This window comes from Streptomyces sp. NPDC020898 (assembly GCF_044333925.1).
Lineage (GTDB): Bacteria > Actinomycetota > Actinomycetes > Streptomycetales > Streptomycetaceae > Streptomyces.
Genome location: NZ_JBIRRV010000002.1, coordinates 51,206 through 73,263, shown reverse-complemented (window position 1 = coordinate 73,263; position 22,058 = coordinate 51,206). Strand labels below are relative to the sequence as shown.

At 69.3% G+C, this 22,058-nt stretch carries 22 protein-coding genes; 13 read left to right on the top strand and 9 right to left on the bottom strand.

All coding sequences use genetic code 11. The features are described 5' to 3' along the window. Window positions 1–157: 157 nt before the first annotated feature. The gene (gene mce, locus ACH4TV_RS08225; protein WP_319211763.1) at window positions 158–598 is read right to left on the bottom strand and encodes a methylmalonyl-CoA epimerase; all 441 of its coding nucleotides are present in this window, start codon (window positions 596–598) and stop codon (window positions 158–160) included. A gap of 148 nt (window positions 599–746) precedes the next feature. Between mce and ACH4TV_RS08220 the strand changes: the two genes are divergently transcribed. Both ACH4TV_RS08220 and meaB read left to right on the top strand, forming a co-directional pair. Next, entirely contained in the window at window positions 747–1,949 is a 1,203-nt protein-coding gene (locus ACH4TV_RS08220) for an acetyl-CoA C-acetyltransferase (RefSeq protein WP_398395537.1), read from the top strand. A gap of 64 nt (window positions 1,950–2,013) precedes the next feature. Then, entirely contained in the window at window positions 2,014–2,970 is a 957-nt protein-coding gene (gene meaB / locus ACH4TV_RS08215) for a methylmalonyl Co-A mutase-associated GTPase MeaB (protein WP_398395535.1), read from the top strand. A 177-nt stretch (window positions 2,971–3,147) separates the two neighbouring features. Here meaB and ACH4TV_RS08210 read toward each other — a convergent pair whose 3' ends face one another. Further along, window positions 3,148–3,819, bottom strand: a complete 672-nt coding sequence (locus ACH4TV_RS08210) for a PepSY domain-containing protein (protein WP_398395533.1) — start codon at window positions 3,817–3,819, stop codon at window positions 3,148–3,150. Window positions 3,820–3,954: 135 nt separating this feature from the next. On the opposite strand from ACH4TV_RS08210, the gene ACH4TV_RS08205 reads away from it, so the two are divergent. Together ACH4TV_RS08205 and ACH4TV_RS08200 are read left to right on the top strand one after the other, a co-directional pair. Next, window positions 3,955–4,623, top strand: coding sequence for a response regulator transcription factor (locus tag ACH4TV_RS08205; protein WP_398395531.1), 669 nt, complete (start codon window positions 3,955–3,957; stop codon window positions 4,621–4,623). Further along, complete coding sequence (locus ACH4TV_RS08200; RefSeq protein WP_398395529.1) at window positions 4,620–6,116, top strand: sensor histidine kinase; 1,497 nt, start codon at window positions 4,620–4,622, stop codon at window positions 6,114–6,116. The genes ACH4TV_RS08205 and ACH4TV_RS08200 overlap by 4 nt, the downstream gene beginning before the upstream one ends. Before the next feature lie 24 nt (window positions 6,117–6,140). On the opposite strand, the gene ACH4TV_RS08195 is transcribed toward ACH4TV_RS08200, so the two are convergent. From ACH4TV_RS08195 to ACH4TV_RS08180, 4 genes are all read right to left on the bottom strand, one after another. Continuing rightward, the gene (locus tag ACH4TV_RS08195; protein WP_398395528.1) at window positions 6,141–6,617 is read right to left on the bottom strand and encodes a MarR family winged helix-turn-helix transcriptional regulator; all 477 of its coding nucleotides are present in this window, start codon (window positions 6,615–6,617) and stop codon (window positions 6,141–6,143) included. 92 nt (window positions 6,618–6,709) lie between these two features. After that, entirely contained in the window at window positions 6,710–7,507 is a 798-nt protein-coding gene (locus tag ACH4TV_RS08190; protein WP_398395526.1) for an AIM24 family protein, read from the bottom strand. Further along, a complete protein-coding gene (locus ACH4TV_RS08185; protein WP_398395524.1) occupies window positions 7,504–8,154 on the bottom strand; it encodes an AIM24 family protein in 651 nt (216 codons plus the stop codon). The genes ACH4TV_RS08190 and ACH4TV_RS08185 overlap by 4 nt, the downstream gene beginning before the upstream one ends. Before the next feature lies 1 nt (window position 8,155). Continuing rightward, window positions 8,156–8,788, bottom strand: coding sequence for an AIM24 family protein (locus tag ACH4TV_RS08180; RefSeq protein WP_398396537.1), 633 nt, complete (start codon window positions 8,786–8,788; stop codon window positions 8,156–8,158). 217 nt (window positions 8,789–9,005) lie between these two features. On the opposite strand from ACH4TV_RS08180, the gene ACH4TV_RS08175 reads away from it, so the two are divergent. The 4 genes from ACH4TV_RS08175 (at window position 9,006) to ACH4TV_RS08160 (ending at window position 13,606) form a co-directional block, all read left to right on the top strand. Beyond that, window positions 9,006–9,359 carry a DUF3817 domain-containing protein gene (locus ACH4TV_RS08175; RefSeq protein WP_398395522.1) on the top strand — a complete coding sequence of 118 codons (354 nt, stop codon included), beginning with the start codon at window positions 9,006–9,008 and terminating at the stop codon, window positions 9,357–9,359. Beyond that, window positions 9,356–9,649, top strand: coding sequence for an MTH1187 family thiamine-binding protein (locus ACH4TV_RS08170; RefSeq protein WP_398395520.1), 294 nt, complete (start codon window positions 9,356–9,358; stop codon window positions 9,647–9,649). Before ACH4TV_RS08175 ends, ACH4TV_RS08170 begins: the two co-directional genes overlap by 4 nt. A 129-nt stretch (window positions 9,650–9,778) precedes the next feature. Further along, the gene (locus ACH4TV_RS08165; protein WP_398395518.1) at window positions 9,779–11,647 is read left to right on the top strand and encodes a glycosyltransferase family 2 protein; all 1,869 of its coding nucleotides are present in this window, start codon (window positions 9,779–9,781) and stop codon (window positions 11,645–11,647) included. Window positions 11,648–11,650: 3 nt separating this feature from the next. After that, the gene (locus ACH4TV_RS08160) at window positions 11,651–13,606 is read left to right on the top strand and encodes a galactose oxidase-like domain-containing protein (RefSeq protein ID WP_398395516.1); all 1,956 of its coding nucleotides are present in this window, start codon (window positions 11,651–11,653) and stop codon (window positions 13,604–13,606) included. Window positions 13,607–13,635: 29 nt separating this feature from the next. On the opposite strand, the gene ACH4TV_RS08155 is transcribed toward ACH4TV_RS08160, so the two are convergent. Beyond that, window positions 13,636–14,646, bottom strand: a complete 1,011-nt coding sequence (locus ACH4TV_RS08155; RefSeq protein WP_398395514.1) for a glycoside hydrolase family 6 protein — start codon at window positions 14,644–14,646, stop codon at window positions 13,636–13,638. Between the two features lie 290 nt (window positions 14,647–14,936). Here ACH4TV_RS08155 and ACH4TV_RS08150 point away from each other — a divergent pair, with 290 nt between their 5' ends. Beyond that, window positions 14,937–15,446 carry a MarR family winged helix-turn-helix transcriptional regulator gene (locus ACH4TV_RS08150; RefSeq protein WP_398395512.1) on the top strand — a complete coding sequence of 170 codons (510 nt, stop codon included), beginning with the start codon at window positions 14,937–14,939 and terminating at the stop codon, window positions 15,444–15,446. A gap of 45 nt (window positions 15,447–15,491) precedes the next feature. Here the strand turns inward: ACH4TV_RS08150 and ACH4TV_RS08145 are convergent, their stop codons facing one another. After that, the gene (locus ACH4TV_RS08145) at window positions 15,492–15,833 is read right to left on the bottom strand and encodes a DUF3817 domain-containing protein (protein WP_398395510.1); all 342 of its coding nucleotides are present in this window, start codon (window positions 15,831–15,833) and stop codon (window positions 15,492–15,494) included. 74 nt (window positions 15,834–15,907) lie between these two features. Continuing rightward, complete coding sequence (locus ACH4TV_RS08140) at window positions 15,908–16,558, bottom strand: TetR/AcrR family transcriptional regulator (RefSeq protein WP_398395508.1); 651 nt, start codon at window positions 16,556–16,558, stop codon at window positions 15,908–15,910. Window positions 16,559–16,835: 277 nt separating this feature from the next. Here ACH4TV_RS08140 and ACH4TV_RS08135 point away from each other — a divergent pair, with 277 nt between their 5' ends. From ACH4TV_RS08135 to ACH4TV_RS08120, 4 genes are all read left to right on the top strand, one after another. Further along, on the top strand, window positions 16,836–17,813 hold the full coding sequence (locus ACH4TV_RS08135) for a tetratricopeptide repeat protein (RefSeq protein ID WP_398395506.1): 978 nt from the start codon (window positions 16,836–16,838) through the stop codon (window positions 17,811–17,813). Window positions 17,814–18,485: 672 nt separating this feature from the next. Continuing rightward, window positions 18,486–19,130: a DUF6230 family protein gene (locus tag ACH4TV_RS08130; RefSeq protein ID WP_398395504.1), complete on the top strand. Its 645-nt coding sequence runs from the start codon at window positions 18,486–18,488 to the stop codon at window positions 19,128–19,130. Window positions 19,131–19,260: 130 nt separating this feature from the next. Beyond that, complete coding sequence (locus tag ACH4TV_RS08125; protein WP_398395502.1) at window positions 19,261–19,875, top strand: DUF6114 domain-containing protein; 615 nt, start codon at window positions 19,261–19,263, stop codon at window positions 19,873–19,875. Next, a complete protein-coding gene (locus ACH4TV_RS08120) occupies window positions 19,865–21,226 on the top strand; it encodes a hypothetical protein (RefSeq protein ID WP_398395500.1) in 1,362 nt (453 codons plus the stop codon). Before ACH4TV_RS08125 ends, ACH4TV_RS08120 begins: the two co-directional genes overlap by 11 nt. Window positions 21,227–22,058: the final 832 nt, after the last annotated feature.

Sequence of the window (22,058 nt, the reverse complement as noted above, 5' to 3'; positions counted from 1 at the left end):
CAGATCAACAGCGGGGCAGGGACTCGCGCCCTCGCCCTCGTTCCCCGAACCTGAACCCCGGCCCTCGGATCCTCACCTCCACACACCAGGACCCGGACCGCTCCCCGACAACACGGCAGCGGCCGTGCCCAACCCTACCGGCCCATATGTACGCGGGTTAGTGCTCAGGTGACTCAACAGCCGCCGAAGTGACCAGTTCTGTCAGTACTCCGTGGCAATCCTTCGGGTGCAGGAAGGTGATCCGCGACCCCATGGAGCCGATCCGTGGCTCCTCGTACAGAACGCGTACGCCCTTCTCACGGATGTCCGCGGCGTCACCGTCCACATCCGCCGTACCGAAGGCGATGTGGTGCACGCCCTCCCCGTTCTTGGCCAGCCACTTCCCCACGGCGGAGTCCTCGCGGGTAGGTTCCAGGAGTTGCAGGTAGGAGGCACCGCCGTCGTCCGTGTTGTTGATCTTCAACATGGCCTCGCGTACGCCCTGCTCCTCGTTGACCTCGGAGTGGAACACCTCGAAGCCGTACGTGGCCCGGTAGAACTCGACGGTCGTGTCGAGGTCGAAACAGGCGATCCCGATGTGGTCGATTCGCGTCAGCATGGTGTTAGTGCAGCGCTCCGGGCGTGGTTACGCAACGTGCGCGCGATCACACCGACAGCCCGATGACGGCGGGACTACCGCTCAGTACATTCCTAGTAAACCCTCGTTCACACTCCTCAGCTCCCCAGCTGAAAGGGGATCGCACCTCATGTCAGGAACGAACAGCAGTACCTCGGTGATCGTCGCGGGCGCTCGCACGCCCATGGGACGGTTGCTGGGCTCGCTGAAGACCTTCTCCGGAGCCGACCTCGGGGGCTTCGCGATCAAGGCCGCCCTCGACCGTGCGGGTATCGGTGGCGACCAGGTGCAGTACGTGATCATGGGCCAGGTCCTCCAGGCCGGCGCGGGCCAGATCCCGGCCCGCCAGGCGGCGGTCAAGGCCGGCATCCCGATGAACGTCCCGGCGCTGACCATCAACAAGGTGTGTCTGTCGGGCCTGGACGCGATCGCGCTGGCCGACCAGCTGATCCGCGCCGGCGAGTTCGACGTGATCGTCGCCGGTGGCCAGGAATCGATGACGAACGCCCCTCACCTGCTCCCCAAGTCCCGTGAGGGCTTCAAGTACGGCGCGATCGAGATGCTCGACGCGATGGCGTACGACGGTCTGACCGACGCCTTCGAGAACATCGCCATGGGCGAGTCGACGGAGAAGCACAACACCCGCCTGGGCCTGCTGCGTCCCGAGCAGGACGAGATCGGGGCCCTCTCCCACCAGCGCGCTGCGGCCGCTCAGAAGAACGGTGTGTTCGAGGCGGAGATCACGCCGGTCGAGATCCCGCAGCGCAAGGGCGACCCGATCGTTTTCAGCCAGGACGAGGGCATCCGGGCGGAGACGACGGCGGAGTCCCTGGGCAAGCTGCGCCCGGCGTTCACGAAGGACGGCACGATCACGGCGGGCACGTCGTCGCAGATCTCCGACGGCGCGGCGGCCGTGGTGGTCATGAGCAAGGCGAAGGCGGAGGAACTCGGCCTGGAGTGGATCGCGGAGATCGGCGCCCACGGCAACGTGGCGGGCCCGGACAACTCCCTCCAGTCCCAGCCCTCCAACGCCATCCTGCACGCCCTCAAGAAGGAGGGCCTGGGCGTCGAGGATCTTGACCTGATCGAGATCAACGAGGCCTTCGCGGCGGTCGCCGTCCAGTCAATCAAGGACCTCGGAGTGTCCACGGATCGGGTGAACGTCAACGGCGGTGCGATTGCCCTGGGTCACCCGATCGGGATGTCCGGCGCACGGCTCGTCCTGCACCTGGCCCTGGAACTGCAGCGGCGCGGCGGCGGTGTGGGCGCGGCGGCCCTGTGCGGCGGTGGCGGTCAGGGTGACGCGCTGATCGTGCGGGTACCCAGGGCGTAACGGGTACCCATGGCGTGAGCGGTCCTGAGGCCGGCCGTACGGCTGAGATCGGAACGGAGTTGTGATGCAGGACGTCCCCACGCTGGTCGCTCAGGCCCGGGAAGGCCGGCCGCGGGCCGTGGCGAGGCTGATCTCCCTGGTGGAGGGGGCGTCCGGGCAACTCCGTGAGGTCATGGCCGCGCTGGCCCCGCTGGCGGGCAACGCGTACGTGGTCGGCCTGACGGGATCACCGGGCGTGGGCAAGTCGACGTCGACCTCGGCGCTGGTCACGGCGTACCGGCGCCGGGGGAGGCGGGTCGGGGTACTCGCCGTCGACCCGTCGTCGCCGTTCTCCGGCGGCGCGCTGCTCGGCGACCGGGTGCGGATGTCGGACCACGCCTCCGACCCGGGCGTGTACATCCGCTCGATGGCGACCCGCGGCCACCTCGGCGGACTGGCCTGGGCGGCCCCGCAGGCGATCCGTGTGCTGGACGCGGCGGGCTGCGACGTGATCCTGGTCGAGACGGTGGGCGTGGGCCAGTCGGAGGTGGAGATCGCCTCCCAGGCGGACACCAGCGTGGTGCTGCTCGCGCCCGGGATGGGCGACGGCATCCAGGCGGCCAAGGCGGGCATCCTGGAGATCGGCGATGTGTACGTCGTCAACAAGGCCGACCGGGACGGCGCGGACTCCACGGCCCGTGAGCTGAACCACATGCTGGGCCTGGGCGAGTCCCGGGCCCCCGGCGACTGGCGCCCCCCGATCGTCAAGACGGTCGCCTCCCGGGAAGAGGGCATCGACGAACTGGTCGAGGCCCTGGAGAAGCACCGGGCGTGGATGGAGGAGCGCGGCGTACTCGCCGAGCGCCGCCGGGCCCGCGCGTCCCACGAGGTCGAGACGATCGCCGTCACGACGCTGCGCGAACGCATCGGTGACCTCCACGGCGACCGGCGCCTGAGCGCCCTGGCGGACCGGATCGTGGCAGGCGAACTGGACCCCTACCGAGCGGCGGACGAGCTGGTGGCGGGCCTGACGGAGCGGTGAGCGCCGATGACGCGGGTGAATTTCCCATCCGCCCACCCGTCTCGGTCCGTTTGCCAGGGGACCTCGAACTGCTCGGTGACGACCGGTATTTCCCGCTCGCCCCGCAGCAGGACGCCCTCCATGCCGGCGCGGCTCGGGGGAAGGCCGCGCGACACGGAGGGCGAGGTGACGGCTCCGTCAGTCGTCGTCACCGGCATCGGCACCGTCGTCGTCACCTTCGTTGTCCTGGGTGACCTTGCCCGTGCCGAGGTCGACCTTCCACTCGCTGTGCGTACGGTCCTTCACGGTGTCCACGCTCCAGGCCGCGGTGCCGTTGTCGTCGTCGAGACCGACCTCGGTGACCGTGCCCTTCGCGGCGCCCGCGAGGGCGGCGTCGCGGGCGTCCACCTTGGCGCCCTTCAGCGCGGCCAGGTCCTCGCGGCCGTCGTTGTCGTCGTCGGTGTCGCGGTGGGCGCCGAGGACCTTCCCGGTGTCCGGCGAGACGTTGACGCCGTACTCCGTGCCGTCGCTCTTCACGACCTCCACGTCCCAGGTGCCGGCGTCGGCGCCGTCGTCGTCCAGGCCGGCGGAGACGGCGGTGCCCGGCGTGTGCTTCAGCGCCGCCGCGATGGCCTCGGCGGCGGTGACAGCGCCCTTGCGGACCGCCGTACGGTCCTCGGCGGCGTCGTCGCTCCGGTCGTCCGCACGGTCGTCCGTGGCGTCGTCGTCCCGGTCGGACGCCAACTGCGCGGTGCTGGTGTTCACCTGACGCTGCGCCGACTTCTCGTCGTCGCCCGCAGCGAAGGCCGCGACGGTGCCGCCGGCCAGTGCGGCGGCGGTGAGGGTGGCGATGACGATGTTCCGCTTCATGAGGGTTCCTGCCTCTTCGCTCGGTTTCACAGCGATTCACTCGCTTTCGACGAGACCTACGCTGCCCGAACCCGGCTGAAGCGGACCTGAAGCCCCCTGAAGGCGTCTTCAGGTTCGCTTTGCGAGGCTGTACGCATGCGCTTGCTGATCGTGGAAGACGAGAAACGCCTCGCCGTGTCCCTGGCCAAGGGCCTCACGGCCGAGGGGTATGCCGTGGACGTCGTCCACGACGGCCGCGAGGGGCTGCACCGGGCCACCGAGGGGTCGTACGACCTGGTGATCCTGGACATCATGCTGCCGGGCCTCAACGGCTACCGCGTCTGCGCGGCCCTGCGCGCCGCCGGCCACGACGTGCCGATCCTCATGCTCACCGCCAAGGACGGCGAGTACGACGAGGCCGAGGGCCTGGACACCGGCGCCGACGACTATCTGACCAAGCCCTTCTCGTACGTCGTCCTGGTCGCCCGCATCAAGGCCCTGCTGCGGCGGCGCGGGCAGGGTGCCGGCGCGTCGCCGGTCCTTGAGGTCGGCGACCTCAGGGTGGACACCGCCGCCCGCCGTGTCTTCCTCGGTGAGGACGAAGTCGCCCTGACCACAAAGGAGTTCGCCGTCCTGGAGCAGTTCGTGATGCGGGCCGGCGAGGTCGTGTCGAAGGCGCAGATCCTGGAGCACGTCTGGGACTTCGCCTACGACGGCGACCCGAACATCGTCGAGGTGTACGTCAGCACGCTGCGGCGCAAGCTGCGCGCCGAGCTCATCAAGACGGTCCGCGGCGCCGGTTACCGGCTGGAGGCCGGCAGATGAGGCGGCTGTTCGGCTCGGTCCGGTCCCGGGCGACGCTCGCGGCCACCCTCGTGGTCGCCGTGGCGCTCGTCGCGGCCGGGGCCGCCGTCCTGCTGTCCCTGCGGTCCAACCTGATCGACCAGGCGGGGACCCAGGCGGAACGCACCGCACGGAACGTGGCCGCCAACCTCGCCTCCGGGACGGCCTACGCCCAACTCCTGGACGACGAGGACGATCCGGTCCAGGTCGTCGACGCCGGCGGCACACTGGTCGCGGCCACCGAGGACCTCCAGGCCATCAGCGGCACGGGCACCACCGAGGTGAAGCCACAGGCGTCCACGGCAGCCACAGGCGGTACTGGTGGCACTGGCGGTACTGGTTCTACCGGCGCGGCCAGCTCACCCGGCCCCTCCGGCTCCACGGATGAGGACCCCGACGACGAGGCCGACGGCGAAGACGCCTCTCCCGAGCCGGTCGAGAACGACAGTGACGGTGACGTCGTTCTCACGGACGGGTCCGCCACGATCGACGGCGAGAGTGCCGACTACCGCTTCGCCGCGCTGCCGGTGGAGCTCACCGGCAGGGGCGAGCTGACCGTGTACGCGGGCGCCTCCCTGGACGCCGAGCAGAGCGCCGTGAGCAGCGCGACGACCGTCATGCTGATCGGGTTCCCGCTGCTGCTCGGCGTCGTCGCGGGCGTCACCTGGCTGGTCACCCGGCGGGCCCTGCGCCCGGTCGAGGGCATCCGGGCCGAGATGGCCGCGATCACCGCCTCCGAGGACCTCACCCGGCGCGTCCCGGTGCCGGACACGCACGACGAGGTCGCCAGGCTCGCCCGGACCACCAACGAGACGCTGGCCGCCCTGGAGACCTCCGTGGAACGGCAGCGCCGGTTCGTCGCCGACGCCTCGCACGAGCTGCGCAGCCCCATCGCCTCTCTGCGCACCCAGCTCGAAGTCGGCGCCGCACACCCGGAGTTGCTCGATGTCGACGGTGCGGTCGAGGACACCGTACGGCTCCAGCACCTCGCCGCCGACCTGCTGCTGCTCGCCCGGCTGGACGCGGGGGAGCGGCCCGTGGACGCGCGGTGCGACCTTGCCGCGCTGGCACGGGAGCAGGCCGCCCAGCGGGCGGGGGCGGGCGTGAGCGCCGAGACACCTGAGGCAGCCGTCGAAGTGACGGGATCCCGGGGGCAGTTGGCCCGGGTGCTCGGCAATCTCCTCGACAACGGGCTGCGGCACGCCCGTTCGGCCGTCACGGTGGGCGTGCGCCGCGACGGGCAGTGGGCCGTGCTGGAGGTGGCCGACGACGGCGACGGGGTGCCGGAGGCGGACCGTGAGCGGGTGTTCGAGCGGTTCGTGCGGCTCGACGACGCGCGCAGCCGGGACGACGGGGGAGCGGGGCTCGGGCTGGCCATCGCCCGCGATGTCGCCGTACGGCACGGCGGCACACTGACCGTGCGGGAAACGGCGACAGGCGGAGCCCTGTTCGAGCTCCGCCTGCCTCTTGCCTGATCGACGCGCTGGTCTACGGCCCGGCTACGGTCGGCCCCGCTGCCCGCGCAGGTGCTGCGAGATCGGCCGGAGCGACTTTTCGAGCTCGGCCAGGGCCTCCGGGGACAGCAGGTCGATGAAGTGCCGCCGCACGGACGCCACATGGTGGGGCGCGACCTTGTTCATCGTCTCCATGCCCTGCTCGGTGAGGACCGCGTACAGGCCCCGCCGGTCGGACTCGCAGTTCTCGCGGCGGACCAGGTCCGCGTTCTCCATGCGGGTGATCTGGTGGGAGAGCCGGCTCTTGGACTGGAGGGTGGCGGACGCGAGGTCGCTCATCCGCATCCGTACGCCCTCCGACTCGGAGAGGTTCACCAGAATCTCGTAGTCGTTCATCGTGAGGCCGAAAGGCTGGAGGTCCCTTTCGAGCTGGTAGGCCAACAGCCTGTTGACCTCCAGGTGGGTGCGCCAGGCACACTGCTCCGCTTCGGTCAGCCAGCGTGTGGCCGTCTCAGTCTCCATGAATGAAGTCTACCTAAAATGTTGAAAGGCGAACTAGTGAGGGTTGCGTGACAGCGTGCACACGTTCGACGTCACACTCCGCAGACTACCGCTCACAGCCCGAAGCGACGCTGGAGGTCGCCCAGCTGTCCGGGAAGGCGCGGTGCGCCCGGTTGCTGTGGATGGCCTGTGAGGGCGCCGCCACCACCCGGCACTCCGGGCTCGTGCGGAACCGTCCCCGTGGCCTGCTCGGCCATGAGGACCTCGGTGGACTGGAGCAGTACCGTGCCCGCCCCGACGAACTCGAACTGGTGCTCCTCTCCGGATGCTCCGCCGACGCCCGTCATCGCACGTAGACCGCCCATCAGGCCTGTCATGTACGCATGGTCGTAGTGGTGGCAGGGGGAAGGGCAGTCGGCCCAGCCGACCAGAGCCTGCGGGTCCACCCGGATCGGGGGTTCCATGAACACCACCGGGCCGTTCGACGCGGCCACGAACTTGCCCGTCCCGATGAGGGTCAGGAAGCCCGGCACGATCGACTGCTTGAGCGCGAGAGTTGGCTGAAAAGCGAGAAGGTTGCCCGAGCGAATGGTCAGGTTGCCGTTCTCCAGGTCGTACGAGTTCACGTCGAAGGCCCGGTCGGCGAGGAGCATCTTGCCCGACCCCTCGGCGACGACCCAGTCGCTCGCGTGCAGAGGCGAATGAAAGGACGTACGGACAAGACGGTCCAGACGGCCGTGCCCGATGCCGTTGAAGTCCATCGTGCCGTAGTAGGCGATCATCTTCCCCTTCTGCAGGAACCACTGGCTCCCCTTGAGCTCCACGCAGAAGGTGTAGTTGTTGACGTTGTCGTCGGACGGCAGCGTCATCGGGTCGTGGACGACGGGCCCGGCGCCCGGGTAGGTGGTCACAGCTTCTCCTCCGACGCCTGGACGTACACCGCACCGTTGCCGCTGAGCTCCAGCTGGAACGCCTCGCCCGAGCCCCGGCCCACCATGTCGCGCCAGCCCAGCGCGGTCGACAGTTTGTTGCGGACGTCGCCGTGGTGCGCGACGTACGCCTGCGGGTCGACATGGACCGGGCGCTGGGGGGTGATCGGCACTTCGATGACCCCGCCGTGGGCCATGACGGCCACCGCGCCGTGCCCCTTGAGGGTGGTCGTGAACAGCCCCTGGCCGGTCACCTGCCCCCGGACCATGCCCATGACGCCACCCTGCGAGCCCATGAACATCGTGCCCTGCTGGAGGGTGCCGTCGAAGGCGAGGAGGCGGTCCGCCTCGACGCACAGGGTGTCCCCGGCGAGGTTGATGACCTGGATGTGGTGGCCGCCGTGCCCGAAGAGGACCGTGCCGCTGCCCTCGACGGTCATCAGCGGGGTGGCCTCATTGGCGACCCGGCGGCCGATCATCGACATGATCCCGCCCTGGCCGCCCTGCATGTTGGGCGTGAAGGACACCTCGCCCTTGTAGGCGAGCATCGCCCCGCGCTGACTGAACAGGCGCTGGCCGGGCATGACGGTCGCCTCGACCATCTTGGAGTTGATCTCACGGAAGGGCATGTCACACATCCCCGGCGATCGAATTGCGCTCACTGGGCTGGACGTACACCAGGCCGTCGCCCTCGAAGCGGATCTGGAAGGCCTCGCCGCCGCCCTCGCCCATGAACGTGCGGAACGTCACACCGGACTGGAACGACTGCCGGACGTTGCCCTGGTGCGCGATGTACGCCCCCGGGTCGACGGTCAGCGGGAACTGCGGGCTCACGCGCAGCACCACCGCCGGCCCGTCCGACATGATCGCCGCCTGTCCATGCCCCTCGACGGTCGTCGTGAACAGCCCGTTGCCCTGCGAGGCGCCGCGCATCCCGGTGAACGACGTGCCCGTGCGCAGGCCCGCGTCGGTCGCCAGCAGGTTGCTCGACTCGACGTACAACTTGTCCCCCTGGAGGGCGACGAGGTTGATCTCGGAGGCGCGGTCGGCGAACCAGCACGTCCCGTGCCCCTTCACCTCCATCAGCGTCATCTGCTCACCGGTGATCCGCCGGGTGACCATCCCTCGGATGCCCTCACCGCCGCCGCTGAGTTTCTTGAAGTCCATCTGCCCGTCGTACGCCACCATCGAGCCGTTTTTCGCCTTCACGGCGTCCCCGGTCATGTCGACGGCGAGCACCTTGCTGCCTTGAAGTCGAAACATCGCCACGGGCCGAAGGTAGCCCCCCGAAGGCCCTCGACAACAGATCCAGAGGGTGGAGATCGTCCCTGATCCTCCCCCTAGGGGGTGAATCCGCGTCGGCACCCCCGTCCCGGCCGCCGGGCCGCGAATGCCACAATGGACGAACGTTTGTGCGTCCATTCACAAAGCGTCCATTCACACAGCGCCCCACCCGCTCAGCGACCCCCGAAGGTGACCCGTGGACATCAAGACCGCCTCCGCCCTCCGCCGCCTGCGCCTGGTCTCGGCCCCCGAAGCCGTCTCCTTCCTCCTCCTGCTGGTCTGCTCGGTGCTGAAGCGGACCACGGACTTCAACGCGGTGCCCGTCATGGGCATGGTCCACGGAATCCTCTTCGTCCTGTACGTGATCTTCTGGGCGGACGCCTGGAACCGCACCAAGTGGTCCCTGAAGACCGCGGCCCTCTACTTCGTCCTCTCCGTCCTCCCGGCCGGCGGCTTCTTCGCCGAGCGCAAGCTGCGCCGCGAGGCCGAGGATGCCGTCAACGCGGCCATCGCCTTCCGGGCCCGCCAGGAACAGGCGTCCAAGGCATGATCGTCGCCTTCTCCGTGACGCCCCTGGGCGTCGGCGAGGACGTGGGCGAGTACGTCGCCGACGCCGTGCGTGTCGTACGCGAATCCGGGCTGCCCAACCGCACCGACGCGATGTTCACGTCGATCGAGGGCGAGTGGGACGAGGTCATGGACGTCGTCAAACGTGCCGTCGCCGTCGTGGAGGAGCGCGCCCCGCGCGTCTCCCTGGTCCTCAAGGCGGACATTCGCCCTGGTGTCACCGACGGTCTGATCTCCAAGGTGGAGACGGTCGAGCGCCACCTTTCCCCGTGACCCTCTCCCTGTAACCCTCACCCGGCAACCTGCTCCGCAGATCCACCCGCCTGGACGCGTCCAGTTCGACACGCCGCCATATCTCCACTTCTGTGGGGATATCGGCTCGTTCGATCACTGGAGGTCGCTGTGAGGCCGGAGGGCTACGACTACGACACCCACAGCCGACTGGCCGGACCGCTCACCGAGGCGCCGGCCGGGTCGCCGTACCAGGTGCAGTACACCTCGCTCCTCGCCAACGAGCCGCGCCGAATACGCGCCGTCCTCCTCATGACCCTCGCGCCACTCCTCACCGGCGCCCTCCTCGTCTACCTCATCTGGCCCAGCCACTGGGTGGAGCGCGACGGCGGTGACACGTGGATGGTCGGTCTCGACATCGCGATGCTCATAGCCATCGGGCTGATCGAGCTGTTCATGGTCGTCAACGTGGCGTCCATCGCCCACGCCACCATGGTCGCCCGCGACCCCGTACCCGTCGCGGCGGAGTCCGGTACCCGCGTCGCCTTCCTCACCACGTACGTCCCGGGCAAGGAACCCCTCGCGATGGTCCGGGCCACCCTCGAAGGCGCGACGCGCCTGCGTCACACCGGCCCCCTGGACGTCTGGCTTCTCGACGAAGGGGACGACGAGCAGGCCAAGGCGCTCTGCGCCGAGCTGGGCGTACGGCACTTCAGCCGGCACGGGGTGCCCGAGTGGAACCGGGCCAAGGGCGTCCACAAGACCCGTACCAAGCACGGCAACTACAACGCGTGGATCGCCATGCACGGCGACGAGTACGAGTTCTTCGCCTCCGTCGACACCGACCACGTCCCGCTCCCCAACTTCCTGGAGCGGATGATGGGGTTCTTCCGCGACCCGGACGTCGCCTTCGTCGTCGGCCCGCAGGTGTACGGCAACTACACCCACCCCGTCACCAAGGCCGCCGAGTCCCAGCAGTTCCTCTTCCACGCGCTCATCCAGCGCGCCGGCAACCGCTATCGCGCCCCCATGTTCGTCGGGACCAACAACGTCGTACGCATCGCCGCCGTCAAACAGATCGGCGGGCTGTACGACTCCATCACCGAGGACATGGCCACGGGCTTCGAACTGCACCGCCGCCGCAATCCCGGGACCAACCGCCACTGGCGGTCCGTGTACACGCCGGACGTGCTCGCCGTCGGTGAGGGGCCGGCCTCGTGGACCGACTTCTTCACCCAGCAGATGCGCTGGTCGCGCGGTACCTACGAGACGCTCTTCAAGCAGTACTGGAAGGCGCCGTTCACCATGCCCCCGGGGCGGCTCTTCTCGTACACCCTCATGCTCGTCTACTACCCGATGACCGCCGTCAACTGGTTCCTCGGCATCCTGAGCTGCTTCCTCTTCCTCTGGTTCGGGGCCTCCGGCACCCAGGTCGCCGCCTCCGTCTGGCTGATGCTCTACAGCGACGCCGCCGCCCTCCAGATCGGGCTGTACCTGTGGAACCGGCGGCACAACGTCTCGCCCCACGAGCCCGCGGGGTCCGGCGGACTGGCCGGCATGGCGATGTCGGCGCTCTCCGCGCCGATCTACCTGAAGTCCTTCGGCGCGGCACTGCTCCGCCGCCCCAGCCGGTTCGTCGTCACCCCCAAGGGCGGGGACGCCAGCCCCGACCGGCTGCTCACCTTCCGCGTCCACCTCTTCTGGGCCGCGCTCCTGGCGACCTCACTCGTCGCCTCCTTCCACCTCGGCCACACCCACGTGGCCATGCGCACCTGGGCGGTCCTGGCCATGGCGATCTCCCTGGCCCCGGTCGGGGTGTGGACCGTCACCCGGTTCAAGGAACGCAAGGAGAGCAAGGAGAGTACGGAGCACAAGGAGCGCGGGGAGGGTACGGAGGGCAGGCGGCGCAGGGCCGGCCGGACCCGCCGGGAGCCCGCGTGCGTTTCCGAGGGCATCCCGGACGTCGTGGAACCCGTGATCGCCACCAGCGCGGTCTCGCCCGTCTCCCCGGTCTCCAGCACCCCGACAGGAGGCAACTAGGCCATGGCCTATCAGCTGTCGACGAAGACCAAGAAGACCGTCCTGGGCATCGGAGGCGTCGCCCTGCTCGCCGGCCTCAACGCCCCCGCCGTGCTCGACTTCGCGGGGGACCGGTACTACGAGTACAAGATCGCTCAGCCCGGGTACAAGGCGCGGTACGGCTCCTGGAGTGCGATCGACATCCCGGAGAAGTTCCGCACCAACGCCATCCACGCGGCCCTGCTCCGCACCGGCAAGGTGCTGATCGTCGCGGGCTCGGGGAACGAGCAGAAGAAGTTCGACAAGGGGGCGTTCGACACGGTCCTCTGGGACCCGCGTACCAACACCTTCAAGAGGATCGCCACCCCCGACGACTTCTTCTGCGCCGGACACGCCCAACTCCCCGACGGACGGCTCCTGGTGGCCGGCGGCACCGCCCGCTACGAACTCCTCGACGGCGAGGTCGAACGGGCCGGCGGCGGTATGCGCGTCAAGAACGAGAGCCCCGACAAGGCGATCGTCCTGAAGAAGGGCACCCGATTCCGCTCGCCCGCCGGGGTCGAGTACGTCAGCAGGTTCGACGTCACGGTTCCCAAGGCCAAGCGCACGCAGAAGATCACGTACAACGCGGCCGGGGTCATGCAGCCCTGGGTGACGAAGGTCGTCGCGAGCGAGGCCCGGGTGTTCGTCGAGGCGGCCGAGGCCGGGCCGGTGTCGATCACCGCCAAGCAGGCGCAGTACGAGATCGTCGGCCTGAAGGGCGAGGACGCCGACAACGCGTACGGGCTGTCCGAGAAGATCACCATGGACAAGCAGGACTTCCAGGGGATCAGGGCGGCGTACGAGTTCGATCCGAAGGCCGAGAAGTACCTCCCCGTCGACCCGATGGACAAGGCGCGCTGGTACCCGACCCTCGTCGGCCTCGACGACGGACGGGTGCTCGCCGTGTCGGGGCTCGACGACGTGGGGGCGATCGACCCCGGCGACAACGAGATCTACGACCCCAAGACCAAGAAGTGGACGCCGGGCCCCAAGCGCTACTTCCCGACCTACCCCGCCCTTTTCCTCACCAAGGGCGGCAAGCTGTTCTACCCGGCGTCCAACGCCGGTTACGGGCCCGCCACCATGGGGCGCGAACCGGGCCTGTGGGACCTGGAGAAGAACACCTTCGAGAAGGTGCCGGGCCTGACGGACGCCGACGAGACCGAGACGTCCGCCTCCGTTCTCCTGCCGCCCGCGCAGGACCAGAAGGTGATGATCCTGGGCGGCGGAGGCGTCGGCGAGTCGAAGAAGTCGACGAGGCGTACGGCGGTGATCGACCTGAAGAAGGAGAGCCCCGTCTTCGAGGCCGGCCCCGACCTCCCCCAGGGCACCCGCTACCTGAACAGCGTGCTCATGCCGGACGACACGGTGTTCACGTCCAACGGCGCCGCCGACTACCGGGGGCGCAGCGCCAGCAACATCCTCAAGGCCCAGTTCTACGACCCCAAGGCGAACGTCTTCCGGGAGGCGGCGTCCCCGAAGGTGGGCCGCAACTACCACTCCGAGGCGCTGCTGCTGCCCGACGGCCGGGTCGCCACCTTCGGCTCCGACCCGCTCTACGACAACCAGCAGAACACCAAGCTCGGTCACTTCGAGCAGCGCATGGAGATCTTCACCCCGCCCGCGCTGCACAAGAACGGCAAGAACCGTCCCGTACTCGGGGACGGCCCCCAGGAGGTCGACAAGCACGGCCGCGCGACGTTCACGACCGCCCACCCCGAGCGGGTGACGAAGGCGCGCCTGATGCGCCCCAGCGCGGTCACGCACACGACGGACGTGGAACAGCGCTCCATCGATCTCCCGCTCAGCAAGGACCGGACCTCGGTGACCGTCGATGTACCGAAGGACCGGACGCTGGTGCCGCCGGGCTGGTACATGCTGTTCGTGACGGACGCGAAGGGGACGCCGTCGGAGGCGAAGTGGATCCAGGTGCGGTGATCAGGGTGCGCTGATCAGGCCCATTGGGCTTACTGCGTAAGGGAGTTGCGGGCCAGCCCGAGTGCGTACTCCGGCCACCACCGCCCGGCCGCGGGTCCGCCCCGGCACTCACCGTCGGACTCGCCGGGCCGCTTGATCCACAGGTAGGCGTCGAGGGCGGGTTCGCCGGTACGGGTCGTCGGGCGGGTGCCCAGGGCGCGCCCCGGCGGGTTGCACCAGGCCTGGCTCCGGTCGCCGCGCAGCGGTCCGTTCCCGTTGCGGCTGGTGTCGACGACGAAGTGCTTGCCGTCGAGGGCGCGGGAGAGCCGGACGCCGTATGTCCTCGTGGTCGCGTCCGTCTGGAAGTTGGAGACGTTGAGCGCGAAACCGTCGGCCCGTCCGACCCCGGCGCGGCGCAACGGCGCGACGAGCTTGCGGGGCTCCTCGATCCAGTCGGGATTGCCGGCGTCCAGATACACCTTCGTACGGGGCTGCTGCTTGAGCCGCACGATGGCGTCGCCCAGCAACTGCTCGCGCTCGGCGTGGTGTTCGCCGGGTGTGCAGCCGTCCACGATGTGCGCGACCGCGTCCGGTTCGAGGACGACCAGCGCCCGGCTGTCCCCGAGCGCCCGGGCGAACCGCCCGATCCAGGCCCGGTAGGCGCCGGCGTCGGCCGCCCCGCCGGCGGAGTGCTGGCCGCAGTCGCGGTGCGGAATGTTGTACGCCACGAAGACGGCCGTACGCCCCTCGCGTGCCGAGGCGTCGACGGCGGCCCTGATGGCAGGCTCCGGGTCGTCGCCGGCCGGCCACAGCGCGGCGGGCTGGTCGGCGATCCGGCGCAACAGTCGCGCCTCCTTGTCGAGGCCCTCCCGTTGCCAGAGCCGCACCTGCCGGGCCGCCGGACTCGCCGGGTCGACCCAGAAGGCCTGGGCACCGGCGGTGGACGCCTTCTTGGTGGCGCCGGGGACGACGGCCGCCTCGCCCACTTCGGGCGCGGCCGTGCAGCCCGCCGCGAGCCCGAGCGTCGCGAACACCGCGAGGGTACGGATCAGCCGGGACATGCTGCCCCCTGGGGCGAGGTGACGGTCGGTGGCGATCGGTGACGATCAGTCAGCAATCGTGGCACAGGCGGACGTACGGCCACGGGCGCGACACCGGGGGCGGCGGCCGGAACCCGGGTCGCGGGAGAGGGCGTGGGAGAAGGGTGCGGGAGGAGGCCTACGAGCAGACGTGCGAGGAAGGTGCAGGGGAAGCGGGCGGACGGTGCAGGAAGGGCCGCAGGCCCACCGACCTGGACCGAAGGGCGAGACGGGGCTGACCGCGATATGACCGGCCGGTAAGGTCTGGTGCCGTGCCGAAGCCGCTCAGTCTCCCCTTCGATCCCATCGCCCGCGCCGACGAACTGTGGACGCGGCGCTGGGGAAACGTCCCGTCCATGGCCGCGATCACCTCGATCATGCGCGCGCAGCAGATCCTGCTCGCGGAGGTCGACGCGGTGGTGAAGCCGTACGGTCTGACGTTCGCGCGGTACGAGGCGCTGGTGCTGCTCACCTTCTCCAAGGCCGGCGAGTTGCCGATGTCCAAGATCGGCGAGCGTCTCATGGTTCACCCGACGTCGGTCACGAACACCGTGGACCGCCTGGTGAAGTCGGGCCTGGTCGCCCGACGCCCCAACCCGAACGACGGCCGCGGCACCCTCGCCACGATCACCGAAAAAGGCCGCGAGGTCGTCGACGCCGCGACCCGCGACCTGATGGCGATGGACTTCGGCCTCGGCGTGTACGACGCGGAGGAGTGCGCGGAGATCTTCGCGATGCTGCGTCCGCTGCGGGTGGCTGCGAGTGACTTCGACGAGGAGTGAGGGCCGGTCCGCCGGGGCGGTCGGGCTGCACTCGCAACTACGACCTCAGACCGCGGCGGGCTTGGGGGTGGCGTTCTTCGCGATGAGGGGCTCCACCTCGCGGGTCACCTTGCGCTCGACGAAGAACGCGGCGGTCGGGACGGTGCCGGCGAGCAGGACCCAGGCGAGGCGGCCCAGCGGCATCTTCGCCTTGGTGCCGAGATCGAAGGCGAAGACCAGGTACAGGACGTACAGCCAGCCGTGGGCGATGCCGACCACGCTGACGAACCCGTCGAACCCGTCCAGGCCCAGCACCCGCTTCCCGATCACGCCGATCGTCAGCAGGACGAGCAGGACGGCGGTGACATAGGCCATCACCCGGTATCGGGTCAGGACGCTCTTCTTCATGGCGTCGAGCGTAACCGGTGCCCGGTTTCCGCCCGCACGGGGACCCCGCCCGCAAGGCTCAGGTCCGGCCGAGGTCAAGGTGCTTGCGAGGCTGCCGGGTCGGTGGGCTGTGTCGTTGCGTTCAGGCCGCCGATGAGGAGGGCCGTGAAGCGCTGGACCCAGGCCGCGTCCGCCTGCTCCGCGCTCACCAGGGTGCGGTGCACGACCGAGCCCGCCACCACGTCGAAGATCAGGTCCGCGTTGCGGGCCGCCGTCTCGGGGTCCGTCTCGGGGGGGAGCTCGCCGCGGGCCTGGGCGCGGGCCCGGCCCTCCAGGACCAGGCGTTTCTGACGGTTGACGATCGAGTCGCGGATGCGCTCACGCAGCGCGTCGTCGCACTGCGACTCGGCCAGTACGGCCATCAGTCCGCTCTTGGCCTCCGGGCGGGCCAGGATCGTCGCGAACTGGAACACCACGCCCTCGATGTCGGCGGCGAGGCTGCCGCTGTCGGGCAGCTCCAGTTCGTCGAAGAGCTCCGCGACCGCGTCCACCACCAACTCGTTCTTACCCGCCCACCGGCGGTAGAGGGTCGTTTTCGCAACCCCCGCACGCGTCGCCACGTCCCCCAACGTCAGCCCGGACCAGCCCAGTTCGACCAGCGCGGCCCGGGTCGCCGCCAGGATCGCGGCGTCCGCGGCGACGCTGCGGGGGCGCCCCGTGCGGCTGGCGGGGATGCGGCTCTGCATGGCATGACCATAACCGCGGCGGTTTCCTGTGCGGCCGTGAGAGAGATCACCGGGGGACGGTTCCCCCGGGCCCACCCCTGCCGTTACGCTACGACCCGTAGCGAAAGCGGGTGCGGGCGTCCCGTACGTGCTTCTCGTGAGCGATCACCACTGCACTGGTGCCGGGTGGGGACCCGGCACCGAGCGAGACCGACCCGCGGGACCGGCGGGACCGCTTTTCAGCACGCCTTTCACAACGCCTTTCACATGTACGTGCCGGACGGGGGAGGATAGACGCATGCAGCCACGGAACATGTCCATGAGCGGAGTCGTCGACCTCGCCGCGGTGAAGGCGGCCCAGGAGGCCAAGGCGAAGGCGGAGCAGGCGCGCGCCGAATCGGCCCGACAGGGCGGGGGAGGGGCCGTGTCGCCGGCCGACCTCGTCATTGATGTCGATGAGGCCGGGTTCGAACTCGATGTCCTGCAGCGGTCCACCGAGGTGCCCGTCGTCATCGACTTCTGGGCCGAGTGGTGCGAGCCGTGCAAGCAGCTGAGCCCGGTACTGGAGCGGCTGGCCGTCGAGTACAACGGCCGCTTCGTCCTTGCCAAGGTCGACGTCGACGCCAACCAGATGCTGATGCAGCAGTTCGGCATCCAGGGGATTCCCGCCGTCTTCGCCGTCGTCGCAGGCCAGGCACTGCCCCTCTTCCAGGGCGCCGCCGGCGAGGCGCAGATCCGGCAGACCCTGGACCAGCTGGTCCAGGTCTCCGAGCAGCGCTTCGGCCTCACCGGCCTCGTCGTCGACGCGGATGCCGAACCCGGTGCCGCGCCCGCCGCCGCTCCCGAGATCCCGGTCGGGCCGTACGACGCGCTGCTCGAAGCCGCCGTACAGGCCCTCGACGCGGGGGACTTGGGCGGTGCGGTGCAGGCGTACAGGAACGTACTGAGTGACGACCCGGGCAACATGGAGGCCAAACTCGGCCTCGTGCAGGCCGAGTTGCTGCAGCGGGTGCAGGGGCTCGACCCGCAGCAGGTGCGCCAGGACGCCGCCGGGAAGCCGGAGGACGCGGCGGCCCAGATCGCCGCCGCCGACCTGGATCTGGTCGGCGGCCATGTCGAGGACGCGTTCGGGCGGCTCATCGACGCGGTGGCGCTGACGGCGGGCGACGACCGGGATGCCGTACGGCTGCGGCTGCTGGAGCTGTTCGAGGTGGTCGGCGCCGATGATCCGCGGGTCGCGGCGGCCCGGCGGGCGCTGGCGCGGGCGTTGTTCTGACCGGTCGGTCGGACGGAGCGGTGGACCTGCCGTCCGATCAGTGGTCTGACCTGTCGCTAAACACTGCGACAGGTGTTGTCCGCGTGAAGGATTTGCCGATCGAGCGCCAATGCGGCCACGCTTTACCAAATCTTGGTAATCGTGGCCGCTGTTACTTGGAGTAAGCCAGAGGCGTCGTCCTGTCGGGTTTGAGGCAGGAAGCGGGTGGTTTATCACCCCCCTGAGGGCCACCCAGTGTCGCCGGGCGACACCCATGGGTCGCTGCTCGGTTATCTCCCCGTTACTAGCCAGTAACGAACCCCCTTGTGCGGGCGGCGAGAATGCACCACGATCGGCGACGCTCGGTCCTATCCCGTACCCCGACAGCCAGTCGGACGGACGGGAGTTGTTGGGTCCCCACCGGGCAGAGTCGGCAGCAGTGGTGCCGGCTCTCGGACAGGGGGGTCTTCGCCCTCGGGTGGAGCCTGTCCGGCAAGGTTGTGCGTGATGTGCGTCAGGCGCGACCAGTGGTTGTCGCTCGGGGGTGATCGCCGGTGATTCGGGCGCTGTTCGCGTCGACGAGCGCGGGCGCTCTCCTTACCGAGGACGTAGCACTTCTCCCATCCCTGCCCGGCTGAGCCGCCGTCATGGGGCAGTCAGGGTCAGGAGATGTACGTCCGAGAAGGAGGAAATATGGAGTCCCAGGTGCGTGGCGGGACAAGATGGAAGCGTTTCGCTGTGGTGATGGTGCCCAGCGTTGCTGCTACGGCATGTATAGGTGTTGCTCTCGCGCAGGGTGCTCTCGCCGCTTCGTTCAGCGTTTCTGGCCAGTCGTTCAAGGTCAGCGCTGACTACATCCACGGTGAGGGCTTCTCGCAGTACGGCGCCATCGACGCCGGCAAGACGCTGGACGGCAAGGACACCATTCACCCGGTTGCGGTGTCGGCGTTCTCCGATGCCCGTATCCAGAACATGTGTCAGTCGGTCGTCACACCGAACATCCCGCTGCTCGGCTCTGTCACTCTGCAGCTGACCGCGGGCAACAGTGGCGACAAGGACAAGCAGGTCTCCGCCAAGAACCTTTACATCGACGTCGAGGATCTCGCCGCCGAGAAGGCTGTGTTCACCGGCATGGACATCGGCGTCTCCGCCGGTTCCCTGACCGACCCGCCCATGAAGGGCGGCGCAGAGAAGTCGAACCCCAACGGCTTCGGCCAGTCGGCGGATTCCGTGGATCTGTACAAGGTGAAGCAGACGGCGTGGGCCACCACCGCCGGAACCTTCACGCTGCCCGGTCTGAGCATGAAGCTCTACTCGGGTACCAAGGAGTGCTACTAGCACTCGGTGACGGGCGGGGGGCCGTGAGGCGCCCCCGCCCGCTCCTCCCCGACCGGGTCTTTGCGCACCGCCCCCACGGGCTGACGGAAGACCCCTCACCAAGGCAACACCGCACCAGGGAGCTGTTTCCATGAGCGCCGAGACTCCTGCCGACCCCAGTCTGTTCGTCCGGTTGAGGCTGCAGTTCCGCGCCTGGCGGGGTACGAGGCCGTTCTGGGCCGGTCTGGTCGTCCTGATCGCCGGTCTCCCGATCATGTACTTCCCCTACGCGCACCTCACCCTTGGTCAGCTCACGATCCGTATGTCGACAACGACCGGCGCGGGATCGCTGATCATCGGAGTCCTGCTCGTCGTCCTCGGTATCAGCCTCTGGTTCCAGAAGCACGTACGGACCTTCGCCGGCACCGCCGCGATCCTGCTGGGACTGGTGTCCCTCCCGGTCTCCAACTTCGGCGGGTTCATCGTCGGCTTCCTGCTGGCCCTGATCGGCGGGGCGTTGGCCATCGCCTGGGCGCCTGGTGAGCCGGAGCCGGACTCGAGGTACGGAGTTCCCGCGGGCAACGGCACGGATGCGGCCGCTGCGGCGCCCGAGTCCCCTGAGTCCGCCGAGGCCGCCGACGGAATGGACGCGGCGGCCGAGCCGGGCGGACTGAACATGAGCAAGTCGAACGAGCCGTACGAGCCGAACGATCTGTCAGGAACGAGCCCGGTGAACGGGGCGAACGGGAGGCACAGTGCCGGCTGACGAGGTGACCCACGGGACTGACGTGGACAACACGTCCCGCGGGAGAACCGGGCCGCGGCATGCGGCCCCTAGGAAGCCGCTGTTCACCAGGTTCCATGTGCCGACCGGGAAGGCGATAGCCCTGGCGGCGATGCCGACCGCGGTGCTCATGGGCATGGGGTTCACGCCGACGCTCGCCAACGCCGACGACCAGCCGTTGTCGAACAGCCAGGCGGCCGAGGAGTACAAGGACTGCGTCGCGGCGATGGAGGACGACGCCTCGGCGCCGGCCAGCCCGTCGGCGACCCCCACGGAGAGCTCGACCGACGAGGACTCCGACGAAGCGACGCCGACACCGACGCCGTCGGCCTCCGCCGATGACTCGGCCCCGGCGGACCCCTCTTCGCCGGATTCAGGTTCCGACGACGAGGCCGAACCGACTCCGGCTCCGACGCCCTCCGCGAGCAAGACGACGTCCAACGGTGGCGGCAGCGACACGGCCACGCCCACCCCCTCGGCGAGCCCGACCGAGGAGAGCCCCGGCCTGCTGGAGACCATCGGCGACGCGATCACCGACGTCTTCACGGGCGGCGACTCGTCGACCGACACGGCGTCAACGACCACGGAGTCGACGGACACCGCCGAGGCCGCCGAGAGCGCCACCCCGACGCCGGCCGCGGCACCGACGCCGGCCGCAGGAGCGGCCGACAAGGACACCGCCGGCACCACCGCGGCCAAGGACACGACGCCGAAGGTCACCGACGCTCTCAAGGACGCCACCGGCACGGCGGCCAAGGCGACCGAGGAGACCGCCGAGGCGGCCGAGGACGCGGCGGACGACGCCACAGCGTCCCCGAGTGCGTCTGCGAGCGCCTCCCCGAGCCCCACGACGGACCCGGACGACTGCCTGGCCGCCACCGACGACGAGGGCGGGGTCGACAACACCATCCCGCTGCCCGACGATCCGTGGACCCTGGAGGCCAGTTCGCTGCTGCTCAAGGGCGCGGACTACCAGGGCATCGTCAAGGTGCGCACCGCCAGCGGCAAGGTCAAAAAGGTCCTGAAGTACGTGATCTCCGACGGCACGGAGATCGGCGACCTGCACCAGCTGGTCAAGGACGACTTGGCCGGCAAGACCTATCACGCAGAGGCTGCCAAGGGCTCGAAGTCCACGATCGACGACGGCAAGACGATCATGTACACGGAGAGGATCTCCGGCAACCTGTTCGGCCTGATCCCGATCACGTTCGACCCGGAGCACCCCCCGCCCCTGAACATCCCGCTGATCTACTTCACGAACGTGAAGGTCATCCAGGCCGGCCAGTTCGGCGGCACGCTGACGGTGCCGGGCCTGCACCAGTACACGACCTGAGCGCCCACCACCCTGTTCGGGAGCCGCACCGAGGCCTGTGGCCCGACCCACCGCTGTTGGCGGAGGGCCGGGCCACAGGCCTGTGCGGGAGGCGAGTGGGGCTCGAACGTAGTGGCGAATTAAGGGTTTCGTAAACGCTTTCTCGCTGTCATGATGATGTGGTCCCTGTGGGAAGGGGGCCGCGGGGGGCGCGTGTTGACCGCACGCGCAGCGGAGACGGGGGTCTCAGAACTTCCTGACTTTCCTTTGTGGCAGGTCGCCGGTGACACCACCGGTCGGCCGTGGCCGAGTGTTCGTCGTGCTTTCTTCCTGCCGGACGAGACCGATCATCCGGACCGACCATCCAGGCAGGCATCGACGTGCGAACAGCTCCGCGAAGACCTCGACAAAGCCGTCCACGAAGAGGGGTTGCGGCCGTCGCGTTCGCGACTGCAGCCACTGCGCTCGGGAGACTGGCGTCCGCCGCCCCCGCGGCCTCCGACGAGCCGGGGGACAACCCGACCAACCCGACCAACCCGTACGAGCGCACCCTCCGTATCAGGCTCGGCGAGCAGGGCCGCAAGGACCGCTGCCAGGCAGGACGGGCTGCGCACTTCGGCGGGCCCGAGCTGGATTCGGTCGCGGCGGCGAAGCTCACCGGCACGAGGGAGCGCCGCTCTCGGCAGCGCCGCGGGGCCGCCGCTGATCTGCTCAACTCCCCTGCCGGATAAAGGTAATCCTCTCTCCGCGCCTGCCGCTCTCCGGGTGCCTTCCGGCCCCCAGGTTCAGGCTTTCGTTCTGTGTTCGGACCCCTTACTTGAGCGACCGTCAGGTTCGTTGACGCGAGGCCGCT

What these genes read in the sequence shown, in the direction of transcription:
- mce (WP_319211763.1), bottom strand. Translation starts at nt 598, where the DNA reads ATGCTGACGCGAATCGACCACATCGGGATCGCCTGTTTCGACCTCGAC.
- ACH4TV_RS08220 (WP_398395537.1), top strand. Translation starts at nt 747, where the DNA reads ATGTCAGGAACGAACAGCAGTACCTCGGTGATCGTCGCGGGCGCTCGC.
- meaB (WP_398395535.1), top strand. Translation starts at nt 2,014, where the DNA reads ATGCAGGACGTCCCCACGCTGGTCGCTCAGGCCCGGGAAGGCCGGCCG.
- ACH4TV_RS08210 (WP_398395533.1), bottom strand. Translation starts at nt 3,819, where the DNA reads ATGAAGCGGAACATCGTCATCGCCACCCTCACCGCCGCCGCACTGGCC.
- ACH4TV_RS08205 (WP_398395531.1), top strand. Translation starts at nt 3,955, where the DNA reads ATGCGCTTGCTGATCGTGGAAGACGAGAAACGCCTCGCCGTGTCCCTG.
- ACH4TV_RS08200 (WP_398395529.1), top strand. Translation starts at nt 4,620, where the DNA reads ATGAGGCGGCTGTTCGGCTCGGTCCGGTCCCGGGCGACGCTCGCGGCC.
- ACH4TV_RS08195 (WP_398395528.1), bottom strand. Translation starts at nt 6,617, where the DNA reads ATGGAGACTGAGACGGCCACACGCTGGCTGACCGAAGCGGAGCAGTGT.
- ACH4TV_RS08185 (WP_398395524.1), bottom strand. Translation starts at nt 8,154, where the DNA reads ATGCCCTTCCGTGAGATCAACTCCAAGATGGTCGAGGCGACCGTCATG.
- ACH4TV_RS08180 (WP_398396537.1), bottom strand. Translation starts at nt 8,788, where the DNA reads ATGTTTCGACTTCAAGGCAGCAAGGTGCTCGCCGTCGACATGACCGGG.
- ACH4TV_RS08170 (WP_398395520.1), top strand. Translation starts at nt 9,356, where the DNA reads ATGATCGTCGCCTTCTCCGTGACGCCCCTGGGCGTCGGCGAGGACGTG.
- ACH4TV_RS08160 (WP_398395516.1), top strand. Translation starts at nt 11,651, where the DNA reads ATGGCCTATCAGCTGTCGACGAAGACCAAGAAGACCGTCCTGGGCATC.
- ACH4TV_RS08155 (WP_398395514.1), bottom strand. Translation starts at nt 14,646, where the DNA reads ATGTCCCGGCTGATCCGTACCCTCGCGGTGTTCGCGACGCTCGGGCTC.
- ACH4TV_RS08145 (WP_398395510.1), bottom strand. Translation starts at nt 15,833, where the DNA reads ATGAAGAAGAGCGTCCTGACCCGATACCGGGTGATGGCCTATGTCACC.
- ACH4TV_RS08140 (WP_398395508.1), bottom strand. Translation starts at nt 16,558, where the DNA reads ATGCAGAGCCGCATCCCCGCCAGCCGCACGGGGCGCCCCCGCAGCGTC.
- ACH4TV_RS08135 (WP_398395506.1), top strand. Translation starts at nt 16,836, where the DNA reads ATGCAGCCACGGAACATGTCCATGAGCGGAGTCGTCGACCTCGCCGCG.
- ACH4TV_RS08130 (WP_398395504.1), top strand. Translation starts at nt 18,486, where the DNA reads ATGGAGTCCCAGGTGCGTGGCGGGACAAGATGGAAGCGTTTCGCTGTG.
- ACH4TV_RS08125 (WP_398395502.1), top strand. Translation starts at nt 19,261, where the DNA reads ATGAGCGCCGAGACTCCTGCCGACCCCAGTCTGTTCGTCCGGTTGAGG.